This window comes from Sorangium sp. So ce363 (assembly GCF_051520435.1).
Classification (GTDB): domain Bacteria; phylum Myxococcota_A; class Polyangia; order Polyangiales; family Polyangiaceae; genus Sorangium; species Sorangium cellulosum_B.
In genome coordinates, this window is the sequence record NZ_CP150333.1 from 3,538,336 (window position 1) to 3,563,279 (window position 24,944).

General features: G+C 70.5%; 13 protein-coding genes. 8 read left to right on the top strand and 5 right to left on the bottom strand.

All coding sequences use genetic code 11. From position 1 onward, the window contains the following. The first annotated feature begins 75 nt into the window (after positions 1-75). Positions 76-1,071, top strand: a complete 996-nt coding sequence (locus WMF12_RS13680; protein WP_437871669.1) for an aldo/keto reductase — start codon at positions 76-78, stop codon at positions 1,069-1,071. On the opposite strand, the gene WMF12_RS13685 is transcribed toward WMF12_RS13680, so the two are convergent. Next, entirely contained in the window at positions 1,013-1,375 is a 363-nt protein-coding gene (locus WMF12_RS13685; RefSeq protein ID WP_437871674.1) for a pentapeptide repeat-containing protein, read from the bottom strand. The genes WMF12_RS13680 and WMF12_RS13685 overlap by 59 nt on opposite strands. A 126-nt stretch (positions 1,376-1,501) precedes the next feature. Between WMF12_RS13685 and WMF12_RS13690 the strand changes: the two genes are divergently transcribed. Continuing rightward, positions 1,502-3,271 carry a hypothetical protein gene (locus WMF12_RS13690; RefSeq protein ID WP_437871676.1) on the top strand — a complete coding sequence of 590 codons (1,770 nt, stop codon included), beginning with the start codon at positions 1,502-1,504 and terminating at the stop codon, positions 3,269-3,271. A 23-nt stretch (positions 3,272-3,294) separates the two neighbouring features. Here the strand turns inward: WMF12_RS13690 and WMF12_RS13695 are convergent, their stop codons facing one another. The 3 genes from WMF12_RS13695 to WMF12_RS13705 form a co-directional block, all read right to left on the bottom strand. Continuing rightward, on the bottom strand, positions 3,295-6,204 hold the full coding sequence (locus tag WMF12_RS13695; RefSeq protein ID WP_437871682.1) for a type VI secretion system Vgr family protein: 2,910 nt from the start codon (positions 6,202-6,204) through the stop codon (positions 3,295-3,297). Between the two features lie 147 nt (positions 6,205-6,351). Further along, entirely contained in the window at positions 6,352-7,743 is a 1,392-nt protein-coding gene (locus tag WMF12_RS13700) for a sigma-70 family RNA polymerase sigma factor (protein WP_437871686.1), read from the bottom strand. 246 nt (positions 7,744-7,989) lie between these two features. Further along, entirely contained in the window at positions 7,990-9,633 is a 1,644-nt protein-coding gene (locus tag WMF12_RS13705) for a ribonuclease J (protein WP_437871692.1), read from the bottom strand. A gap of 181 nt (positions 9,634-9,814) precedes the next feature. Here WMF12_RS13705 and WMF12_RS13710 point away from each other — a divergent pair, with 181 nt between their 5' ends. Further along, positions 9,815-10,357 (top strand): SPW repeat domain-containing protein, encoded by a 543-nt coding sequence (locus tag WMF12_RS13710; RefSeq protein WP_437871695.1) that lies wholly within the window; start codon positions 9,815-9,817, stop codon positions 10,355-10,357. A 270-nt stretch (positions 10,358-10,627) separates the two neighbouring features. Further along, positions 10,628-15,574 (top strand): AAA family ATPase, encoded by a 4,947-nt coding sequence (locus tag WMF12_RS13715; RefSeq protein WP_437871698.1) that lies wholly within the window; start codon positions 10,628-10,630, stop codon positions 15,572-15,574. 95 nt (positions 15,575-15,669) lie between these two features. On the opposite strand, the gene WMF12_RS13720 is transcribed toward WMF12_RS13715, so the two are convergent. Next, positions 15,670-18,381, bottom strand: coding sequence for a YncE family protein (locus tag WMF12_RS13720; RefSeq protein ID WP_437871701.1), 2,712 nt, complete (start codon positions 18,379-18,381; stop codon positions 15,670-15,672). Between the two features lie 534 nt (positions 18,382-18,915). Here WMF12_RS13720 and WMF12_RS13725 point away from each other — a divergent pair. The 4 genes from WMF12_RS13725 to WMF12_RS13740 all read left to right on the top strand — a co-directional run bounded on the left by WMF12_RS13725 (position 18,916) and on the right by WMF12_RS13740 (position 24,844). Continuing rightward, entirely contained in the window at positions 18,916-20,991 is a 2,076-nt protein-coding gene (locus WMF12_RS13725; RefSeq protein ID WP_437871704.1) for a hypothetical protein, read from the top strand. Then, the gene (locus WMF12_RS13730; protein ID WP_437871707.1) at positions 20,988-21,575 is read left to right on the top strand and encodes a hypothetical protein; all 588 of its coding nucleotides are present in this window, start codon (positions 20,988-20,990) and stop codon (positions 21,573-21,575) included. Before WMF12_RS13725 ends, WMF12_RS13730 begins: the two co-directional genes overlap by 4 nt. A gap of 415 nt (positions 21,576-21,990) precedes the next feature. Then, positions 21,991-22,368: a hypothetical protein gene (locus tag WMF12_RS13735; protein WP_012235248.1), complete on the top strand. Its 378-nt coding sequence runs from the start codon at positions 21,991-21,993 to the stop codon at positions 22,366-22,368. Positions 22,369-22,384: 16 nt separating this feature from the next. Beyond that, positions 22,385-24,844 carry a SpoIIE family protein phosphatase gene (locus WMF12_RS13740; protein WP_437871711.1) on the top strand — a complete coding sequence of 820 codons (2,460 nt, stop codon included), beginning with the start codon at positions 22,385-22,387 and terminating at the stop codon, positions 24,842-24,844. The last annotated feature ends 100 nt before the right edge of the window (positions 24,845-24,944 follow it).

Here is a 24,944-nt window from a genome sequence, read left to right on the forward strand (position 1 = left end):
CCCACCCGGGAGCGGGAGGCGACCGCGCCAGCGCGACGCCACGAGCCAACCTAGCCAAAGCACCAACGGAAGATCATGAGCATCCCGACGACCCGACTCGGCCGTACCGGCCTCACCGTTTCTCGCCTGTGCCTGGGCACGATGACGTTCGGTTTCCAGACGGACGAGGAGACCTCCCGCGTCATCCTCGATAAGGCCGCTGGCGCCGGCGTCAACTTTCTCGACACGGCCGATGTGTATCCGCTGGGCGGCGGCCTGGAGGCAGCCGGGCGCACCGAGGAGATCGTCGGCCGCTGGCTCAAGGGCAAGCGCGATCGCTTCATCCTCGCCACCAAGTGCGTCGGCCGCGTCGGCCCGAACGCGTGGGATCAGGGCGCCTCGCGCAAGCACATCCTGGACGCGATCGACGCGTCGCTTCGGCGGCTCGGGACCGATTACGTGGATCTCTATCAGCTCCACTCCGACGATCGTGACACCCCGATCGACGAGACGCTGGAGGCGCTCGACGTGGTGGTCCGCTCGGGCAAGGCGCGGTACATCGGCGTCTCCAACTACCTGGCGTATCGCCTTGCGCGGGCGCTGGGCCGCGCCGACGTGCGCGGGCTCGCGCGGTTCGTGTCGGTGCAGCCGCGTTATGCGCTCCTGTTCCGGGAGATCGAGCGAGAGTTGCTGCCGCTCGCGCAGGAGGAGGGGCTCGGCGTCATCCCCTACAACCCGCTCGCCGGCGGGCTCCTCACGGGCAAGCACCGCCGCGGCGAGCCGACGACGGGCACCCGCTTCACGCTCGGCACGGCGGGGACGATCTACCAGCAGCGCTACTGGAACGAGCGCGCGTTCGCGACCGTCGAGAAGCTGCAGGGCATCGTCGCCGAAGCAGGGCTATCGCTGACGAGCGTCGCGGTCGCGTGGGTGCTCGCCAACCCGGCGATCACGTCGGCGATCATCGGCGCCAGCCGGCCGGAGCAGCTGGACGCGACGATCGCCGCGGCCGAGCTGGCGCTCGATCCAGCCCTCAAGGCCCGGCTCGATGAGGCGACCGCGGAGTACCGCCGCGGGGACTCGCCGCGCTGAGCGGGGGCTGGCGGGCTCCCGCCAGGAGGCCCGAGGCCGTCCCGACGCCCCCGGTCGGGGTGCGCGGCGCGCCAGAACCCCTCTGGATGGCATAGAGGTTCACGTTGCGGAAGACGGCGCCGGAGAGGTTCGCGCCGCGGAGATCGATGTCGCGCCGGAGGGCCTGCGAGAGATCGGCGCCGCGGAGATCGATGCCGGGCGCGGCCGCGTCCGCGATGTGGCTGCCGGCGAGCTCGCCGCGCTGGCTCTTTTGCTGGAGCTCGGCTGCGGTCGCGGCGGAGCCGTCGTTGCGCTCGGCGGACATGGTCGCGGCGAGGCTAGGCCATCGCGCGGCCTGTGTCGCTGAGGTAGCGTGCGGGCTGGGCGTGAGCTCGCCGGGGGTGCCGGGGGCGTTGGCTGGGAGCGGGGGAGGGGAGAGGAGCGGAGAGGGATGATCAGCGTCGCGGTGAAGATCGAGACGGAGTGCGGGACGTGCAGGATGCCGATGCCGGTCAACACGCTGGCTCGCGAGGTGGGCTGCCCGAGCTGCGGGAGGCCGGCGGCGCTCGGTGTCGATCTCTGGCAAGCGTTGCTCCGTGATCCGCTCTACAACGGCCCAAGATTGCTCCCGAACGAGGTGCGTCGCAGCGCGGCTGGCAAGCTGTCGGCCGCCTACATTCGGCGCGCGCCCGCGTGCCAGGGCTGCGAGAAGGCGATCCCCGCATCGAGCATCCAGGCGGTGGTGGATCAAGCGATGCTCCGTTGCGATCGCTGCGCGGTGCAGACCCGGGTCCGGCGGGTGCCGCCGGAGCTGGCCGGAGCGCTCCCTGACATCACGCACCTGGTCGGCGAGGAGCCGGACCGGCTCGCAGGAGCCCCTGCGCCCCAGGCGGAGCCGGCGACGTTTCCGTGCCCGCAGTGCGGCTCGCCGGTCGCCTTCGACGGGGTGAGCCGAGCGTGTGTGTGCCGCTTCTGCAGCGCGAGCGTCCACGTCCCGGATGAGTTCGTGTACCGGGGACGAAGGCGGGTGGTGGCGCACTGGTATCTCTGCTTCGCGCCGTCCATCGTCGTGCGCACCCCCGCCGCGCAGGCCGTCGCCGCGGGGCTGTTCGACTGGGAAGGGCTGCCGGAGGCGGCCGTCGACGCGGAGGGGAACCTCTACTGCGCAGCCACGCAGTCGCGCTGGTACCTCGATCAAGCCGGCAGAACGCAACACAAGATCGACAGGGTCCTGTGGTCCATGGACCCCTCGCTGGGCATCCGTTGGCTCCAGCGCGATCGACCGGATGAGGTGCGCTCCTTGGGATGCGCGAAGGACACGCTCCTCGTGATCGACGCCGGAGGTGCGCCACCGCTCCGGCTCGCGTCGGCGACGGGTGCGCCCCTCGAGAGCGCAGGCGCCGTGGCGCCGAGCATCGAGCTGAGTTTGATCGAGCAGGGCTGCCTGAGCTACGATCATGACGGCTCGCTGCTGTTCCAGAAGGATGGCAAGCTCCAGCGGATCGGGGCGGACGGAGCGGCGATGCCCGTGTGGACCAACGGCGCCGCGCGGGACGACACCGGCGAGAGGTCCTACTGGAGCTTGACCTCGCTCGCCGATCATCCGGTGACGCTTTCGTCCTTGGCAAGCACGTCTATATATTGCGGTCCGGATGGTTCTCTCTACCTGCTCGACGCGAACCTGCTCGCTCGCTTCGAACGAGGCGGGCGCAAGGTATACTGCGTCGAGATCGGTGGCGGCTCCGCGGATCGACCGAGGGGTGCGGTAGGCGCCGATCGCGACGGGAATGCTTATGTCATCCGCAGCGATCGACTCGTGCGGGTCGGCGCAACGGGCAACGAGAGCGTGATTCTGCACGTGGAGCGTGACGCCCTGCCGCGCTCGGACATGAGCATCGCTGTATGTCCAGACGGGTCGTTCTGGCTGTTCGGTAAGGAGGGGCTCGCCTGGAAGTTCGACCCGAGGTGCAAGCTCCTCTTCGCCAGCGAGAAGGAGCCCAGGTCGAAGAACCCGACCATGGACGAGGTCTTCCAGCAGCACGTTGAGAACGTCATGGAGATGGCAAACGTGCGGGCCAATGCCTGCCAGGAGGATTTGCTGCGAGTTCACGGGGAGCTGACGAGGCGGGAGAAGGCGAGCAAGAGCTTCATTAACAAGATCTCATGGGTGCTCACGATTTTACTGATTCTTGCGTTCTTTGCGTATGAGAATTGCAGTTGAATGCCGGAAAAATCGGTTTGGCTCTATCCAAGATCGATGCGGCCTGCTCTGACCTTGAATGCGCCCTTTCCGACGGTGACCTTCGCCGATCCGGCAAACAGCTCGATAGTGCTGCTCGTTACGCTGCACATGGATCCTCCCTTGATGAGGCGCGCCTGGCTCCCTGTGACCGCCAAGCGGCAATCTTTGTTCCCAACGGTGACGGTGGCATCATCTGCGCTCAGGCTCCATTGCCCCCCCTTGACGAGCGCGGAGCTTCCTTCTATCTCGAGTTTGCCTGCGCTCTTGATGCTCGTCGCACCTTTGGACTTGATGTTGACGGCGCCGCTCGACTCGGCGACGAGCGGCCCTGTGGCTCTCATCTCGAGCGAGCTACCAGTCTTCATGTCGAGCCTTGTGCCCGACTCTATGTGCACGACATTGTCGCTGTCGATTGTGATCGCGTGGCTGCTCTTGAGCTTTAAGAGACCGAGCGACATCAGGTCCACGAGCGCATCGGATGTGACCAGGGCTCTGGCCCTGCCTGCGATCTCGACGGCGCCGCCGGACTTCAGTACCGCGGCCGCCCCGCCTGCAACGATAGCTTGCCCATTGGCTGACATTGTCGCATTGGCGCCGCCGAGCACATAGGCGCTCGTGAGCCCCGTGATGGCGGATGTCACCATGGAAGAATTCAAGTTGATCGGGGTTCCAGGTGCGGGGACAGGAGATGGGATCCGGCCCGCCGATGCGAAGCCGTTGGCCAGGAGAGCCATGCCTTTCGCGCCCGCGACGCTGGCATGATCCGTGTTTCGTTGGGCGATCTTCGTGGTGGAGCTGATGAGGTCACGCCTGGCATTTAATAGCGCACTTCCCGCCTTTGCCCTCTCGAGCGAATCCCCGGCGGTTCGCCAGGTCACCGCGTCGTCGCTCTCCGCGTTCAGCGTCTTGTACGAGTCGGCCAGGGCCTTTGCGGCCTTCGCCTCTTCCGTCGCCTTTGCGATCCTCTGGACGTCCTCGGGATGGCTGGCATCCCACTCCTCGCGTGTGGTCGGCCGGCTCGCGCCCTTCGCGTTGTCACCCTCGGGACGCGTCATGAAGTCGATGGTTTGCATTCTGCTAGTCACCGAGCGTTCGAGGGCGTCGACACGCGCCTGCGCTTTCACGGCTTCTTCGTCGAGCTTTGCGTGCTGAAGGCCGTGCCATTTCGTGTTGGTGTCCACGACGCTCTTGGCGACGCCGAGCACGCCGTCCAGCAGCTTCTGCCCCTTCTCTCCCTTGAGCGCCTCCATGACGCTCGCCGCTCCAGCGTGATTGACGATATTGCCGGAAGCCAGGACGGAGGCGACGTCGGACATCACCGTGCTTACGGATGTGAGCGTGCTCACGCCTGCGTTGGCGACGGCCGTGTAGGCCTCCTTCGTGGTGATCGCAGCGCCAGCCTCGGGGGTGTTCGGAGAGCCGAGCTGAAAGGTGGCGCCGCCGTAGGGGGTCGAGAGCTTGATGCGCTCCTCGCCCTCGTTGTCGTCGATGTTGATCTCGTTTCCGCCGCCGGTACGGATGACGTTCCTGCGGGCGTTCTTGGCGTCGACGGTGCTGGGCGTATGGGGGTTGGGGACGGCGCCGGCGATGATGGGCCTGTCGGGGTCGCCGTCGATGAAGGTAAGAATGACCTCGACGCCGCTGCGCAGGGGGAAGTGGAAGCCGTAGCCGGCGCCGGCGTGGGGCTGTGCCATGCGGATGAGCCTCGAGGCCTTGCCGTCCTCGGCGGCGCTGGTGTCGAAGAGGAAGCGGACGCGGTAGCGGCCGGTCTCGTCGACCTCCGCGTACTGGCCCTTGGCAGCGGCGTCGATGACGCCGGTGATGACGCCGTGGACCTTCGGCTTCGGGGTGACGCGCGGCGGGCGGTACGTCGTCGAGAAGGGGATGGCCCTGAACTCGTTGGCATAAGCGCGCTCCTCACCGGCGCCGGCGTTGAGAGTGGCCTGCTGGAGGCGGTGGCGGACCTCGACGAGCAGGAGCTCGACGTCGCCGCGGGGGTGTCCCTCGAGGGTGAGGCGAGCGCCGGCGGCGAGGGCCTGGACGTCGCTGGCGCCCTCGAAGACCTTGCGGCCCGCGCGCAGCTCCTCGGCGCGGATCGCGGCGATGCGCTCGGCCTCGTCGGGGGTCTTGAAGTGGGCGCCGTACTCGACGATGTCGCCGCCGGACACGGCCGAGACCGTCGCCGCCGCCATCAAAGGCACATGTGGTGTCCGGTAATTGTAGTCCTTGACGACGTAGCGGCTCGGGATGGTGCGTGTCGTGCCCTCGAGGCGGTAGACGCCGAGCCGATCGCCGCGCGGGTAGAAGTGGGCGCGCCCGCCGCCGGCGATGGGCTGAAAGCCGCTGTTGGCGTCGGAGAAGACGATGACGTCGCGGCCGTCGCGGTGCTCGAAGAAGAAGGAGATGCCGAGGTGCTCCGCGAGGCGGGAGACGAAGTGGAGGTCCGTCTCCTTGTACTGCACGATATACTCGCGCGGGGGATGGTCCGAGACCAGGCGGAGCTCGAAGTCGTCGCCCTCCTGGAGTCCGGCGCGCTGGAGCTTGGTCTTGATGACCTCCGGGACGGTGAGATCCATGAAGATCTCCGAGGTCTCGGTGAGCGTCATCCGGAAGGCGCGCGGGACGAAGGTGAGGGTGTAGGCCATATGCAGCGTCTCGGTGTGGAGCGCGTCGCGCACGACGGAGATCACGCCGAAGAGGCGCCGCTCCTCGCGATCGCCGCGGAGGAACACGAGCGCGGCGGGCTCGGCGAGGAGCGCCTCCTCGTCGAGGCCCTCGGGCGTCTTGCAGACGACGTGGAGCTGGAACTCGAAGGGCTGCGAGACGACCTCGCGCCCGGTGAGCTCGTGGAGCTCGATGGCATCTGCAGAGAAAGCACGCGATTCCAGGCGAGCGGAGAGGATGTCCTTCATGAGCGTTCCTCGGGTGAAGAGACGCTACCATCGCCCGCAAGTGCGCTGTCGCGCAAGCGGCTCGTGCGGCGGAGGGCCGCCGCGACATCGCCGCGTCCGCACATCGCGGCGCGACGGCTGCCCGGGTCAGCCGCCGCGCCGCGCCCCTCAACCCCCGAGCGGCGTCTCCAGCGCCTGCCTCCGCGACAGCGTCCGCAGCTTGCTCAGCGCGCTCTCCTCGATCTGCCGGACGCGCTCGCGGCTCACCGAGAACATGCCGCCGATCTCGGCGAGCGTGTGCGGCTGCCCGCCGTCGAGGCCGAACCGGAGCCGCAGCACGTCGCGCTCGCGCGGCGTCAGCGACTCGAGCAGCGCAGAGACCTGCGCGTGCAGGCGGCGGTGGACCAGGAGCTCGTCCGGCGCGGCGCCCTCGCTCGCGAAGAAGTCACCCTGGCGCGCGCCGTCGTCGTCCCCCACCGGAGCGTCGAGGTACACCGGCGGCAGCGCCATCTCCCGCAGCGTCTGGAGCTTCTCCATCGACAGCCCGCTCCGCTCGGCGACCTCCTCGGGCGCCGCCTCGCGCGCGTGCTCCTGCTCGAGCTCCCGCCGCGCCTGCAGCGCCCGGCGCCGGGTCTCGGCGATGTGGACCGGCACCCGGATGACCTGGCCCTGATAGAGCAGCGCGCGAGAGAGCGCCTGCTTGATCCACCACATCGCATATGTGCTGAACCGATAGCCGCGCCGGTAATCGAACTTCTCCGCCGCGCGGATCAGCCCGAGATTGCCCTCCTGGATGAGGTCGAGCAGCGGCACGCCGCGGTGCCGGAGCTGCCGGGCTGCCGCCGCCACGAGCCGTAGGTTCGCGCGGACCATCTCGGCCCTCGCCTCCGCCGCCTCCCGGCGGGCGGCGCGCATCGCCGAGAGCGTCCCCCCGATCGCCTGGCGCCCGAGCCTGTCGACCGCGGGGATCGCCGCGCTCAGCGCGCGCTCGATCCGCGCCTCCACCAGGGGGCCCAGGCGCACCTCGGAGAGCCCGGCCGAGAGCGCGGCGCGCGCTCGCTGCCCGCTCGCCTCCGTCCGCCCGGCCTCCGCCAGGGGCCGCGCGAGCCCGAGCAGCCGCGCCATCCTCACGGACGTCGCGTCGCTCGGCGCGTCGCCTCCGTCCGCGTTCAGCAGCAGATCGCCCATGTCCACCCGCCCCGCCCGCACATCGTCCGCCAGCGCCGCGAGCGCCCGCAGCGCGACGGGCGACGCGACCCAGGCCTCGATCATCGCGCGCTCCGCCGACTCGATACGACGGCCGAGCTCCACCTCGAGCTCGCGGCTCAGCGGCGCGCTGCCGGAGATCTCCTGGAGATAGACCGCGGCGACGTCCTCGCTCGGCCGCGCCGGCGACGCGGCCCGCCGGCTGGCGGGCGCTCCCCGCCGCGACGACGGGGGAGGGGGGGTGTCGGCGCCGATCGGCTCCTCGGCCCGCGTCTCGGCGACAGCGTCCCTTCCCTCCATGATCGTCGTCTCCGCCTCGCCCAGAAGGCGCGAGCTCGTGGGACTCTCGTTCATCTCGCCTGCTCCACCATGATGCCGCGTCGCGCGGTGATCGGCCCGGGCGCTCGCCGGGACACGCGGCCTGAGGGCAACCCCCCAGGATGGACCATGAAGCGACTCCGGTCATGCGGCGACAGAACAAAGGGGCTCCGCCGGTCCGCGCGATCCAGCGCCGGCGACAGCCGCGCTCACTCCAGATCGCCTGTCAGCGCGGCCAGGCGCCTGGGCCGCCCGGGCCGCCTGGCCGAGAGGCGCCGGACCTCACAGCAACACGGCCAGCGGGAGCACGGCAGGGCGCCGCGAGGCCTCGCGCCGGAACACCCGCCGCACGCCGCGGCTGAGCGCGTCCTCCAGCGCCGGCGCCAGCGTGCGCGCCGCGGGTGACAGCGCGGCGAGCGCGTCGCGCGCGCTGTCGAGCGTGGCGGCGTACAGCGGGCCGCCCTCCTCGAAGTGCGCCACGCCGCGCCCGAGGAGATCGGGGCCGCGCAAGATCTCGCCCGTCTTGCGGTCGGCCACCACCAGGACCATCACGAGCCCCTGATCCGAGATGTGCTCGCGCTCGCGGAGCACCAGCTCGGAGACGTCGAGCCCGCCGCGCGCGTCGAGCCACACCCGCCCGCTCTTCACCGTCTCGCCGAGGCGCATCCGGCCGTTCTCGAGGATCAGCGAGTCGCCGTCCTCGACGACGAAGACCCCCGACGCCGGCACGCCCATCCGGAGCGCCGTGCGCGCGTGGGCGAGCAGCATCCGGTACTCGCCGTGGATGGGGACGAAGTGCTCCGGCCGGACGGCGTCGAGGAGGACCTTCTGCTCCTCGGCCTGCGCGTGGCCGCTCGCGTGGATGGGATCGAGGCCGCGATCGAGCACCACCGCGCCGCGCTTCGCCAGGCGGTTGGCGAGCTGGCTGACGGCGATCTCGTTGCCGGGGATCGCGCGGGACGAGAAGATCACCGTGTCCCCCGGATCGACCCGCAGCCGGTGGTGATCGCCCATGGCCATGCGCGCGAGGGCGCTGTTCGGCTCGCCCTGCGCGCCCGAAGCGAGCACGACGAGGCGCTCGGGCGGGAGCGAGGCCGCCGTGGCATCGTCGACGAGCACGCCGGGCGGGACGCTCAGGATGCCGATCTCCTGGGCGATCCGCGTGTTGGTCGCGAGGCTGCGCCCGGCGAGCACCACCTTGCGGCCGAGCTGGGCGGCGAGGTCGAGGACGCTCTGGACCCGGTGGACGTTGGAGGCGAACAGCGCGACGAGGATGCGCCCCTTCGCCTCGCGAAACCGCCGGGTGAACCCTTCGGCCACCGCGGTCTCGCTGACCGACCAGCCGTCGCGCTCCGAGTTGGTCGAGTCCGAGAGGAGCGCCGCCACGCCGGCCCGGCCGTACTCGGCGAAGCGGCCGAGATCGAGCCGCTCGCCGGCCACGGGGGTGAGATCGATCTTGTAGTCGCCCGTGTGGATGAGGATCCCCTCGCCCGTCTCGATGGCGTAGCCGACCGCGTCGGGGATGGAGTGGGTCACGCGGAGGGGCTCGGCGCGGAACGGCCCGGCCACGAAGTGCTGTTGCGGCTCGACCTCGCGGAGCGGCACGTCGATGCCGTGCTCGGCGAGGCGCTCGCGCACCAGCCGGAGCGTGAAGCGCGTCCCGTACACGGGGACGGGGAACTCGCGCAGCAGCGACGGCAGCCCGCCGATGTGATCCTCGTGGCCGTGCGTGAGCAGCACCGCGTCGACCCCGCCCGCCTCGCGGACGTAGCTGAGGTCGGGGATCGCGACCTCGACGCCGAGCACCTGGTCGTTGGGGAACATGACGCCGCAGTCGACGAGCACGCGGCGGCCTTCCTCCTCGATCAGCATCGCGTTCATCCCGACCTCGCCGAGGCCGCCGAGCGGAATAATCCGGACTCCCATGGGCGCAGCCTAGCATCGCGGATCGCACGAACAGAGGCCTCCGTGGGACGCGCGGCGCGCGCGGAGCGACCTGTGCGCGAGGCGCGGGCGGGGGGCCGAGCTCAAGAGAGCTGGGCCCCGCGCCGCGCAGGAGGCCTGTCCCCGGTCTGCGGATTGCCTCTGCGCAGAGCGGGAGGACCTCATGGCACAATCCAACGTTTCGCTGGGCGCATACGAGCTGCCGACGACCTACCTGCCGCCGGACGACGTACCGACTGCAGAGCTCGCCTCGCTCGCCCCGAGCGTGGGGGAGGCGCAGCGGACGACGACGATCCCCTCGAGGCCGCTCCTCGGCGCCGCGCCCCTCGCGCGGATCATCCCCGAGGACGTGCACTCCGCCCTCGATTACTCGAACGGGCTCATCGTCGCTCTGGCCGGGCTCTCCGCGCGGACGAAGGCCGCGAGGATCGCCGGCGTCGCGCTCGGCGCGTCGGTCATTTTCGTCTCCCTGCTCACCGACTACCGGCTGAGCCTGGCAAAGCGGATACCGATCGAGGCGCACGAGGTCATCGACCATGCCTTCGGCGTGTCGGCGATCGCGGCGCCGTTCGCGCTCGGCTACGCGAAGCGCGACCCGCTCGCCGCGGTGATCCACGTCGCCGCGGGGGCGGCCACGATCCTGGGGTCGCTCCTCACCGACTATCGCGCGGTGAGGGGCGCCGGGCGCCGGCCGCGGCGGGCGTAGCCGCGCGCGCAGCCGGCCAGCGCCGGCACCTTCCCATGTGCCGAGTCGCCCCACCCTCGGTCCCACCAACGCTCCCCGAGGCTCCACGCGAGCCGCTGGTCCCCACCCATGGGACTCGCGATGTCCGTGGCAAGGCGCACATCACACACCTGAAGCGCTGATCCTGAGAGGTCATCCAGGCACTTGCCACAGGCGTTCTCCCCATGCAACCATCGAAAACCTATGCGCCAGACCAGGATTGGTGATCTGCCCTTCACACTGGTTGAGCTGATGTACGAAACGGCGGACACCGTCCTCTACCGCGCGCAGCGCGACGCCGACGGCGCCGCCGCGACGATCAAGGTGCTGAAGGGTGAGCACCCCGGCCAGCGGCACGTCCCGCAGCTCCGGCACGAGCTCGAGATCTCACGTCACCTCCAGCTCGAGAGCGTCATTCGCGCCGACCGCCTGGAGAAGGTGCCGGGCGGGGCCGCGCTCGTGATGGAGTACTTCGCGGGACTGTCGCTCGACAAGCTCGCCCGCTCGACCCCGCTCGACCTCAAGGCGAAGCTGCGTATCGCGTCGTCGCTGGCCGGGACGCTGGCGGAGGTCCACGGAAAGCAGGTCATCCACAAGGACGTCAAGCCGCAGAACATCCTCGTCCACAGGGAGACAGGCCAGGTCAAGCTGACCGACCTCGGGAGCTCGACGAGGCTCTCCGAGGAGGCGCTGGCGGCGGAGAGCCCGGATCTCCTGGAGGGGACGCTGGCCTACATGTCTCCTGAGCAGACAGGCAGGATGAACCGCGTCATCGACTACCGGACCGATCTCTACTCCCTGGGAGTGACGCTCTACGAGCTCTTCGCGGGGGTGCTCCCGTTCCAGGCGACCGATCCCGTGGATCTCATGCACAGCCACATCGCGCGGGTCGCGACGCCGCTCTGCGAGCGGTCGCGGGAGATCCCGAGAGCGGTGTCGGACATTGTACAGAAGCTGATGTCCAAGGTCGCCGAGGAGCGGTACCAGAGCGGCACCGGCCTCAAGGCGGATCTCGATGCGTGCCTGTCGGCGCTCGAGGCGACCGGGCGGATAGAGCCGTTCGAGCTGGGGTCTCGCGACGTATCGAGCGAGCTCAGGCTGCCGCAGAAGCTCTATGGCCGCGATCCGCAGATGGCCGAGCTGCTCGCCGCCTTCGAGCGGGCGCGCGGGGGCAGGTGCGAGCTCCTGCTCATCGCGGGGGGGCCGGGCATCGGGAAATCGGCGCTCGTGAACGAGATCCAGAAGGAGGTCGCGCAGCGGCGCGGGCACTTCGTCGAGGGGAAATTCGATCAGCTGAGCCGGAACATGCCGCTCGCGCCCCTGGCGGGCGCGCTTCGCCAGCGCGTCCGCCAGCTCCTGACCGAGCCGGCCGAGTCGCTCCGGCACTGGAAGGACAAGCTGCTCCAGGCCGCGGGGAAGAACGCGCGGATCCTGGTGGAGCTCATCCCGGAGCTCGAGCTCGTGCTCGGGCCGCAGCCGCCGGTTCCGGAGCTCGGGCCGAGCGAGTCGCAGAACCGCTTCAACCTCGTGTTCCAGGACTTCCTGCGCGCCGTCGCCACGGCCGAGCGCCCGGTCGTGCTCTTCCTCGACGATCTCCAGTGGGCCGACCCGGCGTCGCTGAAGCTGCTGCAGCCCGTCGTGACCGATCCGGCGGGGGCCTACCTGCTCATCATCGGCGCGTACCGGGATCAGGAGGCGATCGCGGGGCAGCCGCTCACGATCTGGCTCGGGGAGCTGCGGGCGGCGGGCGTCGCGCGGCGCGAGCTGCTGCTCCCGCCGCTCGCGCTCGCGGACGTGCGCCAGCTGCTCGCGGACGCGCTGGGCGCGCGCGCGGAGCAGGCAGAGGCGCTCGCCGAGGTGCTCTACGCCATGAGCAAGGGCAACCCCTTCTTCTTGAGCCAGCTGCTCAAGGAGCTGTACGCGGCGGGGCTCGTGTCGTTCGACCCGGGGGCCGGGCGGTGGGCGTGGGACCTCGAGTCCATCCGCCAGCGCTGGGGCGCGGTGAGCGTGCACGATCTGCTCGTGGACAAGATGCAGCGGCTCTCGCCCGAGACGCAGCGCGTGCTCCAGCTCGCGGCGTGCATCGGTCACCAGTTCGACCTGAAGACGCTGTCGACCGTCCGCGAGCGGCCGCCCGCGGAGGTCGCCGCGGATCTCTGGGAGGCGCTGCGCGAGGGGCTCGTGCTGCCGCTGGACTCCGACTACCGGCTGCTCCACGCGTCCGACGGCGCGCACGCGGAGCAGCCCCTGTCGGTGAGGTACCGGTTCCTCCACGATCGCGGGCAGCAGGCGGCCTACAGCCTGATCGAGGACGCGCAGAAGCAGGAGGTCCACCTGCGGATCGGCCGGCTCATGCGGGCGCAGCTCAGCGGGGAGCCGCGCGACGAGGACCTGTTCAAGGTCGTGAGCCACGCGAACGTCGGCGCGGCGCTGATCGAGGAGCGGGCGGAGCAGCTGGATCTCGCGCGGCTCAACCTGACCGTCGGGCGGCGGGCCAAGGCTTCCATGGCGCACGCGGCGGCGGCCGAGCACTTCAAGACGGCGCTGTCGCTGCTCGGGCCGCGGGCGTGGGAGGAGGAGTACGAGCTCTGCTTCGCGCTGCACCGGGAGCGGGCGGAGTGCGACTGGCTGAGCGGCAACGAGGCGCAGGCCGAGGCCCTGATCCGCGAGCTCCTCGAGCACGCGCGATCGCGCCGGGAGCGCGCGGAGGTCCATAACCTCCGGATCCTCGTGCACACGATGCGCGGGGAGTTCGCGGAGGTGCTCCGGGTCGGCCGGGAGGGCGTGGCGCTCTTCGGGATCGAGCTGCCGGAGCCGACGGAGGCCATCTACGCGGCGTTCGGGGCCGCGCTCGCGGAGATGCCCGGCCACCTCGCGGAGCGCCGCATCGAGGAGCTCGTGCACGCGCCGTGGATCGGCGGCGAGGAGCAGCTGGCCGTCCTGCGGCTCCTGGCGGCGATGATCCCGGGGGCGTACACGCTGAACCCGGCGCTGCTCGCGCTCATCGCCGCGACGCAGGTGAACCTCTCGCTCCGGTACGGCAACTCGCCCGCGGCGGCGTGCGCCTATGGCCTCTACTGCTTGCTGCTCGCGGGGGGGATGGGGCGGTACGAGGAGGCGCGGCAGTTCCAGCGCGTCTCGCTCGCGCTCTGCGAGAGGTCCGACGGGGTGGAGCTGCAGTGCAAGGCGTACCTGGTGTGCGGCGCCCCGTCCCACCTCTTCGAGCCGGTCCGCGCCTCGGTGACGTGCCTCACGAAGGCCTACCAGGCCGGGCTGAGCTCGGGCGACTTCAGCTTCGGGGCGTACGCCTGCCTGAACATCGTGACGATCCTGCTGTCCTCGGGCCACGAGCTCGGCGCGCTCCGGGAGGAGCTGGCCGTGTTCATGCGGTTCCTGCAGCGGACGAAGGATCCGCTCGCCACGCCGGTGCTCGTCGTCGCGCAGCAGATGATCGCGTGCCTGGAGGGCAAGACGAGCGGGCGGAGCAGCCTGACCGACGCGTCGTTCGACGAGGGCGCGTTCCTCTCGGGGCTCGTGCCCGCGCAGGAGCTGCCGCGGTGCTGGTACTTCGTGAACATGCTCGTGCTCGCGGTGCTCTACGGCGATCACGCGGGCGCGCTGCTGATGGCGGCGCGGGCGGAGAAGCACAGCGCGAGCGCGATGGGCCTGTTCCTGGCGAACGACATCCCCTTCTACGTGAGCCTCTCGCTGCTCGCGCTGTGCGCGACGGCGACGGAGGAGGAGCGGGAGCGGCACCTCGCCTCGGCGGCGGAGCACCGGGCGAAGATCGCGGGCTGGGCGCAGCACGCCCCGGAGAACTACGCGCACAAGGAGAAGCTCATCGGGGCGGAGGTGGCGCGCGTCCTCGGGAAGGACGCGGAGGCGGCGGAGCTCTACGATCAGGCCATCGAGGGGGCGCGGCAGGCCGGGTTCACGCACCAGGAGGCGCTCGCGAACGAGCTGTGCGCGCGGTTCTACCTGCAGCGGGGGCGCGAGAGGATCGCGCGGTGGTACATGGCCGATGCGTACAGGGCGTACCTGCGGTGGGGCGCGACGGGCAAGGCGGAGCACCTCGCGAAGCAGCACGAGCCGCTGCTCGACGCGGCGTCCTTCGGCGACGCGCAGCAGCCCAGGGTCGTCGGCACGACGGTGACGCGCAGGGGGAGCACCGAGTCGTTCGACGTCGCGACCGTGGTCAAGGCCATGCAGGCGGTCGCGAGCGAGACGGTGCTCGACCGGCTCCTCGACCGGCTGATGCGGAGCCTGGTCGCGAACGCGGGGGCGCAGCGCGGCGCGCTGATCCTGGAGCGCGACGGGAAGCTCACGATCGTGGCGACCATGCGCGTCGACCCCGACGCGGTGCAGACGGGGCTGTCGATCCCGGCGCTCGAGAGCAAGGAGCTCGCGACGAGCGTCATCCAGCTGGTCGCGAGGACGCGGGAGCCCGTGGTGCTGAACGACGCCCGGCAGGACGGCCGCTTCGCGGCCGATCCGTACGTCGTGGAGCGGAGGCCGCGCTCGATCCTGTGCCTGGCGATGGCGCACCAGGGGCGCTCGGCGGGGCTCCTGTACCTGGAGAACAACGTGGCCCCGAGGGCGTTCACGCCGGGGCGGGTCGAGGTCTGCGGGCTCCTGGCCTCGCAGGCGGCGATCGCGCTGGAGAACGCGCTGCTCATCGCGAGCATCCGCGCGGGCACCGAGGCGCTGCAGCGCTCGAACGAGCAGCTGCAGCGCGAGCTCGAGCTGCGCGAGGCGTCCGAGGCGGAGCGGGAGCTCCTGCAGCAGGAGATGCTGCGCCGGCAGACGCCGCTCATCCCCATCACGGACGACGTGCTGGTGATGCCGATCGTCGGCGCGATGGACGGCGAGCGCGCCCAGCGGGTGCTGGAGACGGCGCTGGAAGGGTTCCAGTCGAGGCAAGCCAAGGTGGTGATCCTGGACATCACCGGCGTGGCGCGGGTCGACGCCGCGGTGGCGGAGGCGCTGATCAAGACGGCCAAGGCGCTCCAGCTGCTCGGGGCCAAGACGGTGCTCTCCGGGGTCCGGCCGGAGGTGGCCCGCGCGCTGGTGGAGCAGGACGTCTTCCTCGGATCGGTCGTGACGATGGGGACCCTTCAGAGCAGCATCGCGTATGCGCTGGGGCCGCGCGGCCTGCCGGGGTCGGTCGCCCGGCGGGCAGGGGCGACGCGGCTCGCCTGACGCGCGCGGCGCCGCTGCGCGCGGCCGCGAGGCGCGCGCGCAGCGGCGCCGCTGCGCGCGGCCGCGAGGCGCGCGCGCAGCAGCGGGGGGCCGCGTCAGGGCGTGCTGCTCGGATCGGCGGGGTCGCTGCCGGAGTCTCGCTCGTCCCCGTCGAGGTAACCGTCGCTGTCGCGATCGATGCCGGCGCGGGCGCCGGAGCCGGGCGGCATGCACGTGTACGTCAGATCGTGGTGGGTCTGGGTGGCCAGCAGCCGGAGCACGGCGTCGCTCATGGGCGGCACGACTTGCCGATCGGTGAGGAACAAGCCGCCGCCGACGTAGAGGAACCCGATCTCGTGCAGGAACCCCTGGGTCTTCGCCACGAGGTCGCACTCCCCGGCCTCCGCGCGGTCCATGAGGAGATCGATGCGCGGCGCGGCGATCGGGCCGTTCGCGTGGCTGAGCGTCACCTGCTGGCCCACGATCGGGGCCTGGTTGCTCTCGATCGCGAGCACGTAGGACTCGAGCTGCCGGCGAGTCACGTCGCCTGCCGGGGTGAAGGGGATGCCCGTGGGGTTGTTCGTGAACTGGTCGGAGAACCCGAACGCGGAGAAGAAGCGGAACATCGTATCGACGGTGCCGTTGTTCAGGATGCCGATGCCGCGGATCTGGTCGCCCATGTGATCGTTGTCCCGCGCGAGGAAGACGAACGGGATGTCCGGCAGGCCGAACGCGCCGACCTTGGTGTAGACGTTGCGGAGCTGGGGGATCTTGAAGAGCTGCGTCTGGAAGTCGAAGACGGAATCTCCGCTCGTCCCGAAGAGGCCGGGGAAGTCGTCGCCCGGGTTCGCGTCGGGGTCGACCACGTGACACCCGCCGCAGCTCGAGATCGAGTTGACCACGGGGCCGTTGAAGAAGTCCTTTCCTGCCTGCTGATCGGGCGTGAGCGAGTTGTCGAGCGCCCTGATCGGGTTGGGCGGGTAGGTGACCTGGAGCATGAAGTCGGTGAACGCCTCCATGTCCTCGGCCGGTATGAAGTCGCTGCGTCCGAGCAGGCCCGGGTATGCCGCCTGGAACTGCCTGAACGCCTCCCGCTCGTCGAACGCCCCGTCGTCCGGCTGGGCGGACGGCTCGCTGTAGCCCCCGGTGCGGTCGCCGCGCCAGTGCATCGGGCCGTGGTTGGCGAGGCCGCGAAGGCTCTGCGTCACCATCGGCCCCTTCATGGGGTGGAAAGTGACGTCCGTGATGGGCGTCTGGGTGATGACGTTGAAGAGGCCGAACGGGAAGGGGCCCGGGTCCGGCACGACGGGGGCGTCCGGGTTGCCGAGGTTCCAGGCCAGGTCGTCGAGATCTCCGAAGACGTGGCAGCTCGCGCAGGCCGAGTCCCCGTGGCTCGACGAGAACGACGCGTCGTAGAGGAACCGGCGGCCGTTCACGATGCTGGGCGGCTCGGGGTTGAACATCGCGACGTGCCCCACCTCCGTCTTCGATGAGGTGTTGATGATCGAGATGGAGTTGTCGAAGCGCGTCAGCACGTAGAGGCGATTCTGGCTCTCATCGAGGACCATGCCCGTCGGCCCGCCGCCGCTCACCGGGATCTGGTTCGCGGTGTCTGGCACGAAGGTGTCGTTCTCGAGCGCGGCGGTGCTGAAGACGCCGATCTTGCTCGAGCCGAGCGCGGCCACGTACAGCGTCGCGCCGTTGCTCGTCACGACCATCTCCTGCGGGAAGGCGAGGCTCTTCGCGTTCTCCGCGTTGGGGATCGGCGCGCAGCAGGTGCTGTAGTCGATGTGTTTGTTGAGGTGCCTCGGCGCGACGCTCCCCGGGCTGAGGACGGTGATCCGGCTCTCGTGGAGGTGGCCGCGCACGGTCTCTCCGGCGAAGATGCCGGGCCCCTCGAAGCTCTTCTCGTTGAACGCCTCGGTGTTCGCGACGTAGACCTTCCCGTTCACCGGGTTGACGGTCATGTTGAAGAGGACCGTCCCGACGCCGGAGAAGAAGCCCTGCGAGCCGCTGATCCACGCGGGGGGGTTCGCCATGGCGTCGATGACGAAGACGTCCTTGTCGGGCAGCGAGAACCTCATCTGGTCGTCCCAGGTGCGGCCCAGCTCGTCGTACCAGTGTCCGCCATCGTATTTCACGATGAGGGCGACCTCGGGCGCCGGCACGCCTTCGAAGTTGGTGCTCGGGCCGGGCACGCCGTCAGGCCCGAAGCCGTCGGGGACCAGCGTCTCGTTGACCGTGGCGGTGCGGTTGCCGGAGTGGAACGCCGCCGCGTACACGCGCGTGCCGTCCGGCGTCACGGCCAGGGCGCGCGGGGTGTCGCTGAAGAGGGTGATGACGTTGATCGGAGCGCCGCCGAGGGACGTGCCGAGCTGGCTCGCGTCGAAGACCCAGACATCGGCGCGGCCGACGCCAGGCGTCGTGAGCTGTGGGTCGATGGGGTTGTTCTGGCCGCGGTGAGCCGTCGTGATGAAAGCGCGCCCTCGCCCCGGGCCGCCGAACACAATGTCGCGTGGCTCGTCGCCCACGAGGAGCGTGCGCACGACGCGTCCGGTGTAGCCGCCGAGACCCACGTTGACGACGCTCACGCTGTCCGACAGGTGGTTTACGACCCAGACCTCGTTGTTGCTGCGCGCGGCCACGGCCACCGGCTCCAGACCGACCGAGATCGACGCGCGGCGCTCCAGGCCGCCTCCGCTCAGGATGCGGAACACCTCGAGGCGGTTGTCCGGCGTGTTGACGGCGAAGAGCAGCTTCCCGTCCGGTGAGATGGCCAGCGGGCGGACCTGCCCGCTCTCGAAGGCGGTGAACGACGGCGCGCCCATGGCCGGCGCGCTTGAGAGCGATACTGCAGTCAGGGATGCGACGAGAACGCCTAACGTCGCCCACCGTGAGCCGGGCAATCGATTCATGGGTGCCTCCATGCTGTCGAGTGGCCCCAAGCCACGCGACGACGATCCAGGACTGTAAGGCAGGGCGAAATAATTGTTCAAGTGTGCATTGAGGCGTGACGCGATTTTTGCCAAGTGCGCGCCAAGTACGCGCCAAGTACGCGATTCCTCATCTGCCATAAGGACCGCTGATGTGGGCGTGGTTGACGCGCACGCACGCGCACGCACGCACGCACGCGCCTTTGCCTTTGACGCGCACGGCGCGTCATCGCAGCTGGTCGCGTGTGGGGCGTGGGAGGCGCTCTGGCGCCCTCTCTCGCCAGCTCGTCAGTCGCGCGCTTCGCGCAGAGCGCGTGAGTCGCAGGTGTCCCGACGCCTCCCGCGCAGGGGTGGCCGGGGCGCGGAGGATCGGGACCGACGGTGCCGAGGAATACGAATGCCAGGCGCCGTCGTTGGCTCGGGCGACCGATGAAGCACCGACCATCAGCCCTCCTCTTGGCCGCGCTCCTCGCCGCGGCTTGCTCGCGCCCTTCCAGAGAGACGCCGGCCGCAGAGCGCAGCGCCGAAGTCGCCGGGACGGCGGCGCCGGCTCCGCCAGCCTCTCCGCCGCCGCCGCAGAAGCTCCAGGCCGTCACGCGGGTCGGCAGCGCGCTCGCGCGCGCGCCGCAGGACGACGCGCTCTATCTGGCCGACGAGGACCACGCCGTCCTCCGGCGCATCCCGCTTCCCGTCGACGTGAGCACGCCGCCTGTCGAGATCGCCATGCCGGGGCGGCCGGCGCAGGTGCTCGCGCTCGCGGACCGCGTGCTCGTCACGATCCGCGATCCCGGGCTCCTCCTTGTCTTGCGGCCCGATCCGGCGGCGGGGCTCGTGGAAGCGGCCCGCGTGCCCCTGCCGGCCGACGCCTGGGGGCTCGCGATCACGCCGGATGAGCGCACGGCGCTCGTCACCAGCGCATGGGCGGGCAAGGTCTCCGCGGTGGACCTCGCGACCGCGACCGCGACATGGGCCATCGATGTCCCGCGCGAGCCCCGCGGCGTCGTGATCCGCGAGGACGGCGCGGCCGCGTACGTCACGCACCTCACGTCCGCCTCGCTCACCCGGATCGCGCTGGGTGGCGCTCCCGAGGCCCGGCCGGTCGTCCTTCCTCCGTCGCCTTTCCGGGCTCCTCATGCCAAGTCGCTCTCCGCGTCGCTCGGCTACGCGGCAGCGCTCTCGCCGGATGGCCGCCGCCTCTTCGTCGCGCGCCATGCGCTCGGCGCGCTCGGTGAACAGGCGTGGTTCGGCGCCTCCACGGTGGACGTCCTCATGACGAGCGACGAGGCGCCCCTCGCGCCCCGGCGCCGCCAGGGCGCGCCGCTCTGGCGGGCGAGCGCGCTCGACGATGCCCCGTTCGACGACGCGGAGCTGGAGCTCCCCAACACCTCGCTCGCCCCGTTCGTCCAGCCGCGCGCGCTCGTGTACCGGAAGAGCACCCGCACCCTGCTCGTCGCCAGCGAGGGCACCGACACCTTGGTGGAGCTCGACGCGCTCGCGGTCGATCCGGCGCTCCGGCCGCTCCGCACCTACGATCTCGGCCGCCATGCGGGCCCCGACATCTACGTGGCGACCCTGTGCGGCGCGCCCAGCGGCGTCGCGCTGTCCGCGGACGAGTCCATGGCGTGGGTGTTTTGCCGTTCCACGGACGCCCTCGCGATCGTCCGCCTCGACGAGCACCGCGACGACGCTCCGTTCGAGCCGAGCCCCGTGCCGTACATCGCGCTGGCCGACGCGCCGGTCCCGCAGCAGGCCGCCCTCGGCCGGAAGCTCTTCTACAACGCGGTCGACTGGGGCACGAGCGGCGGCCTCGGGTGCGCTGGCTGCCATCCGGACGGGCGCGACGACGGCCATGTGTGGCACGAGGCCCACGTGATGGACATCGGCGGCGAGAGCGTCAATTTCCTCGGGTCCGCCGAGAATCAGCCGATCGACGTGGAGCCGCGCGGCGGCGTGCCCCGGCAGACTCCCATGCTCGCGGGCCGCGTGTCGGCCGAGGGGCCTTATGGCTGGAACGCCCAGAGCGAGAACCTGGCGGAGCGCCTCCGCGAGGGGTTCGGCCTTCACCGGTGGGGGCCCGGTGGTCTAGGCAACGGCGAGCTCGCCCTGAGGGCGCGCCACCTGGCCGCGTTCCTGCGCGCGGGCCTCGTGCCGCCGGCCAGGGAGGCGCGGAAGCTCACGCCGCAGGAGGAGCACGGCCGCGCCCTCTTCATGAGCGACACGGCGCAGTGCGCTCGCTGCCACGTGCCCGAGACGGAGCACACCGACCGCATGGGCTACCCGATGCCCGGGTTCGCGGCGCGGCCCGGGTTCGCGGAGGAGAAGGCGGGCCAGGTGTTCAAGACGCCCTCGCTGCGCTTCGTCGGCGGGACGGCACCCTATTACCACGATGGATCCGCGAAGACGCTCGAAGAGCTCATCGACACCAACCAGGACCGGATGGGTCGCACCAGCCACATGTCGAGGAATGACAAGGCGGCGCTCGCCGCCTTCTTGAGGACGTTATGAAGAAGAGAGCGGTGATCGGGATGGTCCTGCTCGGCGCGCTCGCGCCGGCGCAGGCGGCGGAGTCGGTGCTCGCCCCGGCGGGAGGCGCGGCGGCCGGGCCGCAGGCGGGAGCCGCGGGAGGTCCGGCGGACGCGGGAGGAGGCGCGGAGGCGCCACAGAAGCGCGCGCTCGAGGCGACGACGCCACCGCCGCCCGAGCGGACGGCGCGGCCGGCAGCGGCCGAGTGGGACGCCGCGGAGCAGGTGACGCTCGCGCGCGTCGCGAGGGGCGGCGCGTGCAAGGCGCGCCGGCAGCGCGAGTGGCTGCGGATCGATTGCAGCGTTCCGTCGGTGGTCGCCGTGAGGTCGCTCGGCGCCGGGGCCGGAGGCGAGTCTGTCTCGGTCGGCGAGCACAAGGCCGACGAGGACGGCCCCTTTCCGTCGAGCGTCTCGGTGATCTTCCCCGTCCGGATCGGCGACAGGAGGGTCATCGAGATCGTCTCGATCGAGGAAGGATACCGCTTCCAGACCGGGCTCTCGACGAGCGTCATGATCTCCGAGCAATGGCTCGAAGGCGACGCCGGGCCGCTCGTCAGCGCGCTCTGAAGCGACGCCGGCGCGACTGTCGACGCGCTGCACTGCGCTTGCCCTGCGAGGCGCCACGCGCCCGGACGACATCCACACGAATTCGGAGGCATCCCGCGCTCCGAGCCGGGAAGCCGCGATCGAGCGGGCGCGCTCTGCATCGAAAAGCCTGTTCGCGAAATGTTGCGGTGCTCACCGCGCGACGCCGCATCGTGTGCGCCTTCCACCTGCTACCCGCACTCACGCGTGGCGCGTGGCGCGTGGCACGTGGCGCGTGCCGAGATCGACCCGCGCGGCTTGCGGGAAGGGATTGGCTCCGGCGCGACTACGTCGTAGTGTGGAGAGCTCGCATCGACCATCGCACCGGCTGTCGGCTGCAGCATCCAGAGGAACGATCCGGCGGTCGTCGCGCGCTCGGTCGAGAGATGGAGAAGAAATGAGCTGCTTGAGCGTGGATCCTGTCGTCACCGACAGCTTCGGGATCGAGCCAGCCTTGAGGGACGACACCCTCAGCGTCAAGCTCACCGGCACGGGGGACATGGCGGCATCTCCGCCGCTCAGCAGGTACGTCAAGGCGCTGGAGGGCGAGGTGATGCGCCTCTCGGTGAGCACCGTCGAGTTCGACGTGCGTGACCTGCGCTTCATGAGCTCGAGCTGCCTCAAGGCGTTCGTCGGCTTCATCTGCGGCCTGATGGGCCATGGCCTCAAATGCAGGATACGGTTCGTCACGGACGCGAAGCGGACATGGCAGCGACGGAGCCTGAAGCCCCTGGATCGCATATGCCCGGAGCTGGTCTCGATCGCGGATGCATGATCGAGAGCCCGAGGCCATGACGAGGAAGCGTCGGACGCTCGCGTTTCTGATCGACAATGTCGTTGGCGACTACCAGTCCGAGCTGCGCGCCGGGATCGAGCGCGGCGCCGCGGCGCACGACGTCAACCTGCTGACGGCGTTCAGCGACCCGGCCATGGCTCGCCGGCCGGAGGTGGCCGACCGGGGCACCTTCTATCACCTCATCGGCCCTGAGACCGCCGACGGCGTCATCGTCGCCTCGTCGACGCTCTCCCCTTACGGCGGCATGGAGGTCATGCGATCGTTCTGCCGGTCCTTCGCGCCGCTGCCGGTGTGCAGCATCGGGACCGCGATCGACGGTGTGCCGAGCCTGATGGTCGACAACGCCCTCGGGAGCGAGATATCGGTCGGGCACATGGCGGACGAGCACGGGTGCCGGCGCATCGCGTACATCGGCGGCCCGAGCAGCAGCGAGGAGGCCGCGCTGCGCGCCGGCGGGTACCGGAGGGCGCTTGCGGCGCGGGCGCTCGCTTGCGACGAGCGCCTCCTCGTGTTCGGTGGGTTCACGATCCCGACGGGGCGCGCGGCGATGCGCGAGCTCCTGGCTCGCGGGGTGGCGTTCGACGCCGTGGTGGCGGCCAACGACAGGATGGCGCTCGGGGCGATCGAGGTGCTCAAGGCCGAGGGACGCCGCATCCCGGAAGACGTCCTAGTTTGCGGGTTCGATGACGTCGGCATCGCGCGCTTCACGAAGCCGTCGTTGACGACGGTCCGCCAGCCGATCGAGCGGCTCGGGGGGATGGCCGTGAGCACGGTCCTCCGCATGATCGACGGCGAGGCCGTCGAGCCGCTGCAGCTCGCGCGTGTGGAGCTCACGCAGCGCGAGTCCTGCGGCTGCGGGTACCGCGCGGGCGACACGTTCCTGCAGCCGGTCCCCTCGGTGCGCGGCTTTCCGCGCCCCATCGCGGATCAGCGGGCGTCGCTGGAGCGCGCGCTCGCCAGCAGCGTGGCGATCCCGAGGGGCGCCCTCGACGGCTGGGCGGGCGACCTGCTCGCCGCGATCGAGGCGGAGCTCGCGGGCGACGATGGGCGCTTCCTGCGCGCGCTCCAGGCGCTCCTCGACGGGGCGAGGCGCGAGGGTGTGCTCCTCGAGGAGTTCCAGGCGGTGATATCGCTCTTGCGCTCGCGGGTACAGGGGTCGCCCGTGGGCGGCGACGCAGCGCTGGAGCAGCTCTGGCACGCCGCGCGCATCCTGATCGGGAGCGAGTGCGTGCACGTCGAGGGGGAGCAGCGGCTGAACGTCGAGCTCGTCGCGATCGATGTCACCTACGGCGCGCGGGGCTTCTCCGCGTGCTTGAGCCTGCCCGTGCTCAAGGGGTTGCTGGCGTCGGAGCTGCCGAGGATGCGGTTCTCGGACGTCGCCGTGTCGCTGTACGACGACGCTCAGCACGCCACCATGAAGCCGCTGTTCGTGATGGAGGACGGCCACGAGGTGGAGGTGCCGGCCGTGAGCTTCCCGGCGCACCTCCTCGCGCCCCCGGGCTTCCTGGACGCCGACGAGCGCATCAGCAGGATCGTGCTCCCGGTTGCGTTCGGCGACGAGGAGAGGTTCGGCGTCGCGGTGCTCGACCACCGCGCCAGCGGCATGATGTACGAGGTGCTGCGCCTCCAGCTCGGCTCTGCGGTCAAGGCCGCGGCGCTGCACCGGCAGGTCGTCCGGGAGGTGGAGCTGCGCGAGCGGCTGGAGCAGGAGCGGGTCCGTCAGGAGAGCCAGGTCGCGGCGCGCATCCAGACCACGCTGGTGCCGAAGCAGCTCTCGATCGAGGGGCTCGACCTCTGCGCGGTCATGAAGCCGGCGGCCGAGGTCGGCGGTGATTACTACGATGTGATCCCGGCGAACGGGGGCGGGTGGCTGGGGATCGGCGACGTCGCGGGGCACGGGCTCGCGGCGGGTCTCATCATGCTGATGATCCAGAGCATGGTATCGGCGCTCACGTGCAACGACCCGGCCGCGAGCCCGGCGAAGGTCATCACGGCGCTCAACAAGGCAATCTACAAGAACGTCCGCGATCGTCTGGAGCGCGACGAGCACGCGACGCTCCTCTTGCTCCGGTACGAGCGCAACGGGCGCGTGACGTTCGCGGGCGCGCACGACGACCTGGTCGTGTGCTCGGCGCGGACGCGGCGCTGCGGGTGCATTCCGAGCTCAGGCGTCTGGATCGGCGCGCTGCCCGAGATCGGCGCGCTGACGCGGGATGCCGAGCTCTACCTTGGGGATGGGGACGTGCTCGTGCTCTATAGCGATGGCGTGACCGAGGCGCGGAACGCCCATCATGAGCAGTTCGGGCTGGAGCGGCTCTGCGCCGTCATCGAGGCTGTCCAGACGGAGCCTGTCGGCGTGATTCGCGACCGGATCCTCGATGCGGTCGAGGGGTGGTGCCCGAGCCCGGACGACGACATCACGATCGTGGTGGCGAGGTATCGCGCGCCCGAGTAGCTGCGGCGGGGCGGCGCTCGCTCTGGCCGGGCTCGTTCTTCGTGGTGGACCCATCGCGCCGGTGGAGCTCCTCGCTGCGTGGGGCACCGCCGGTGCTTCT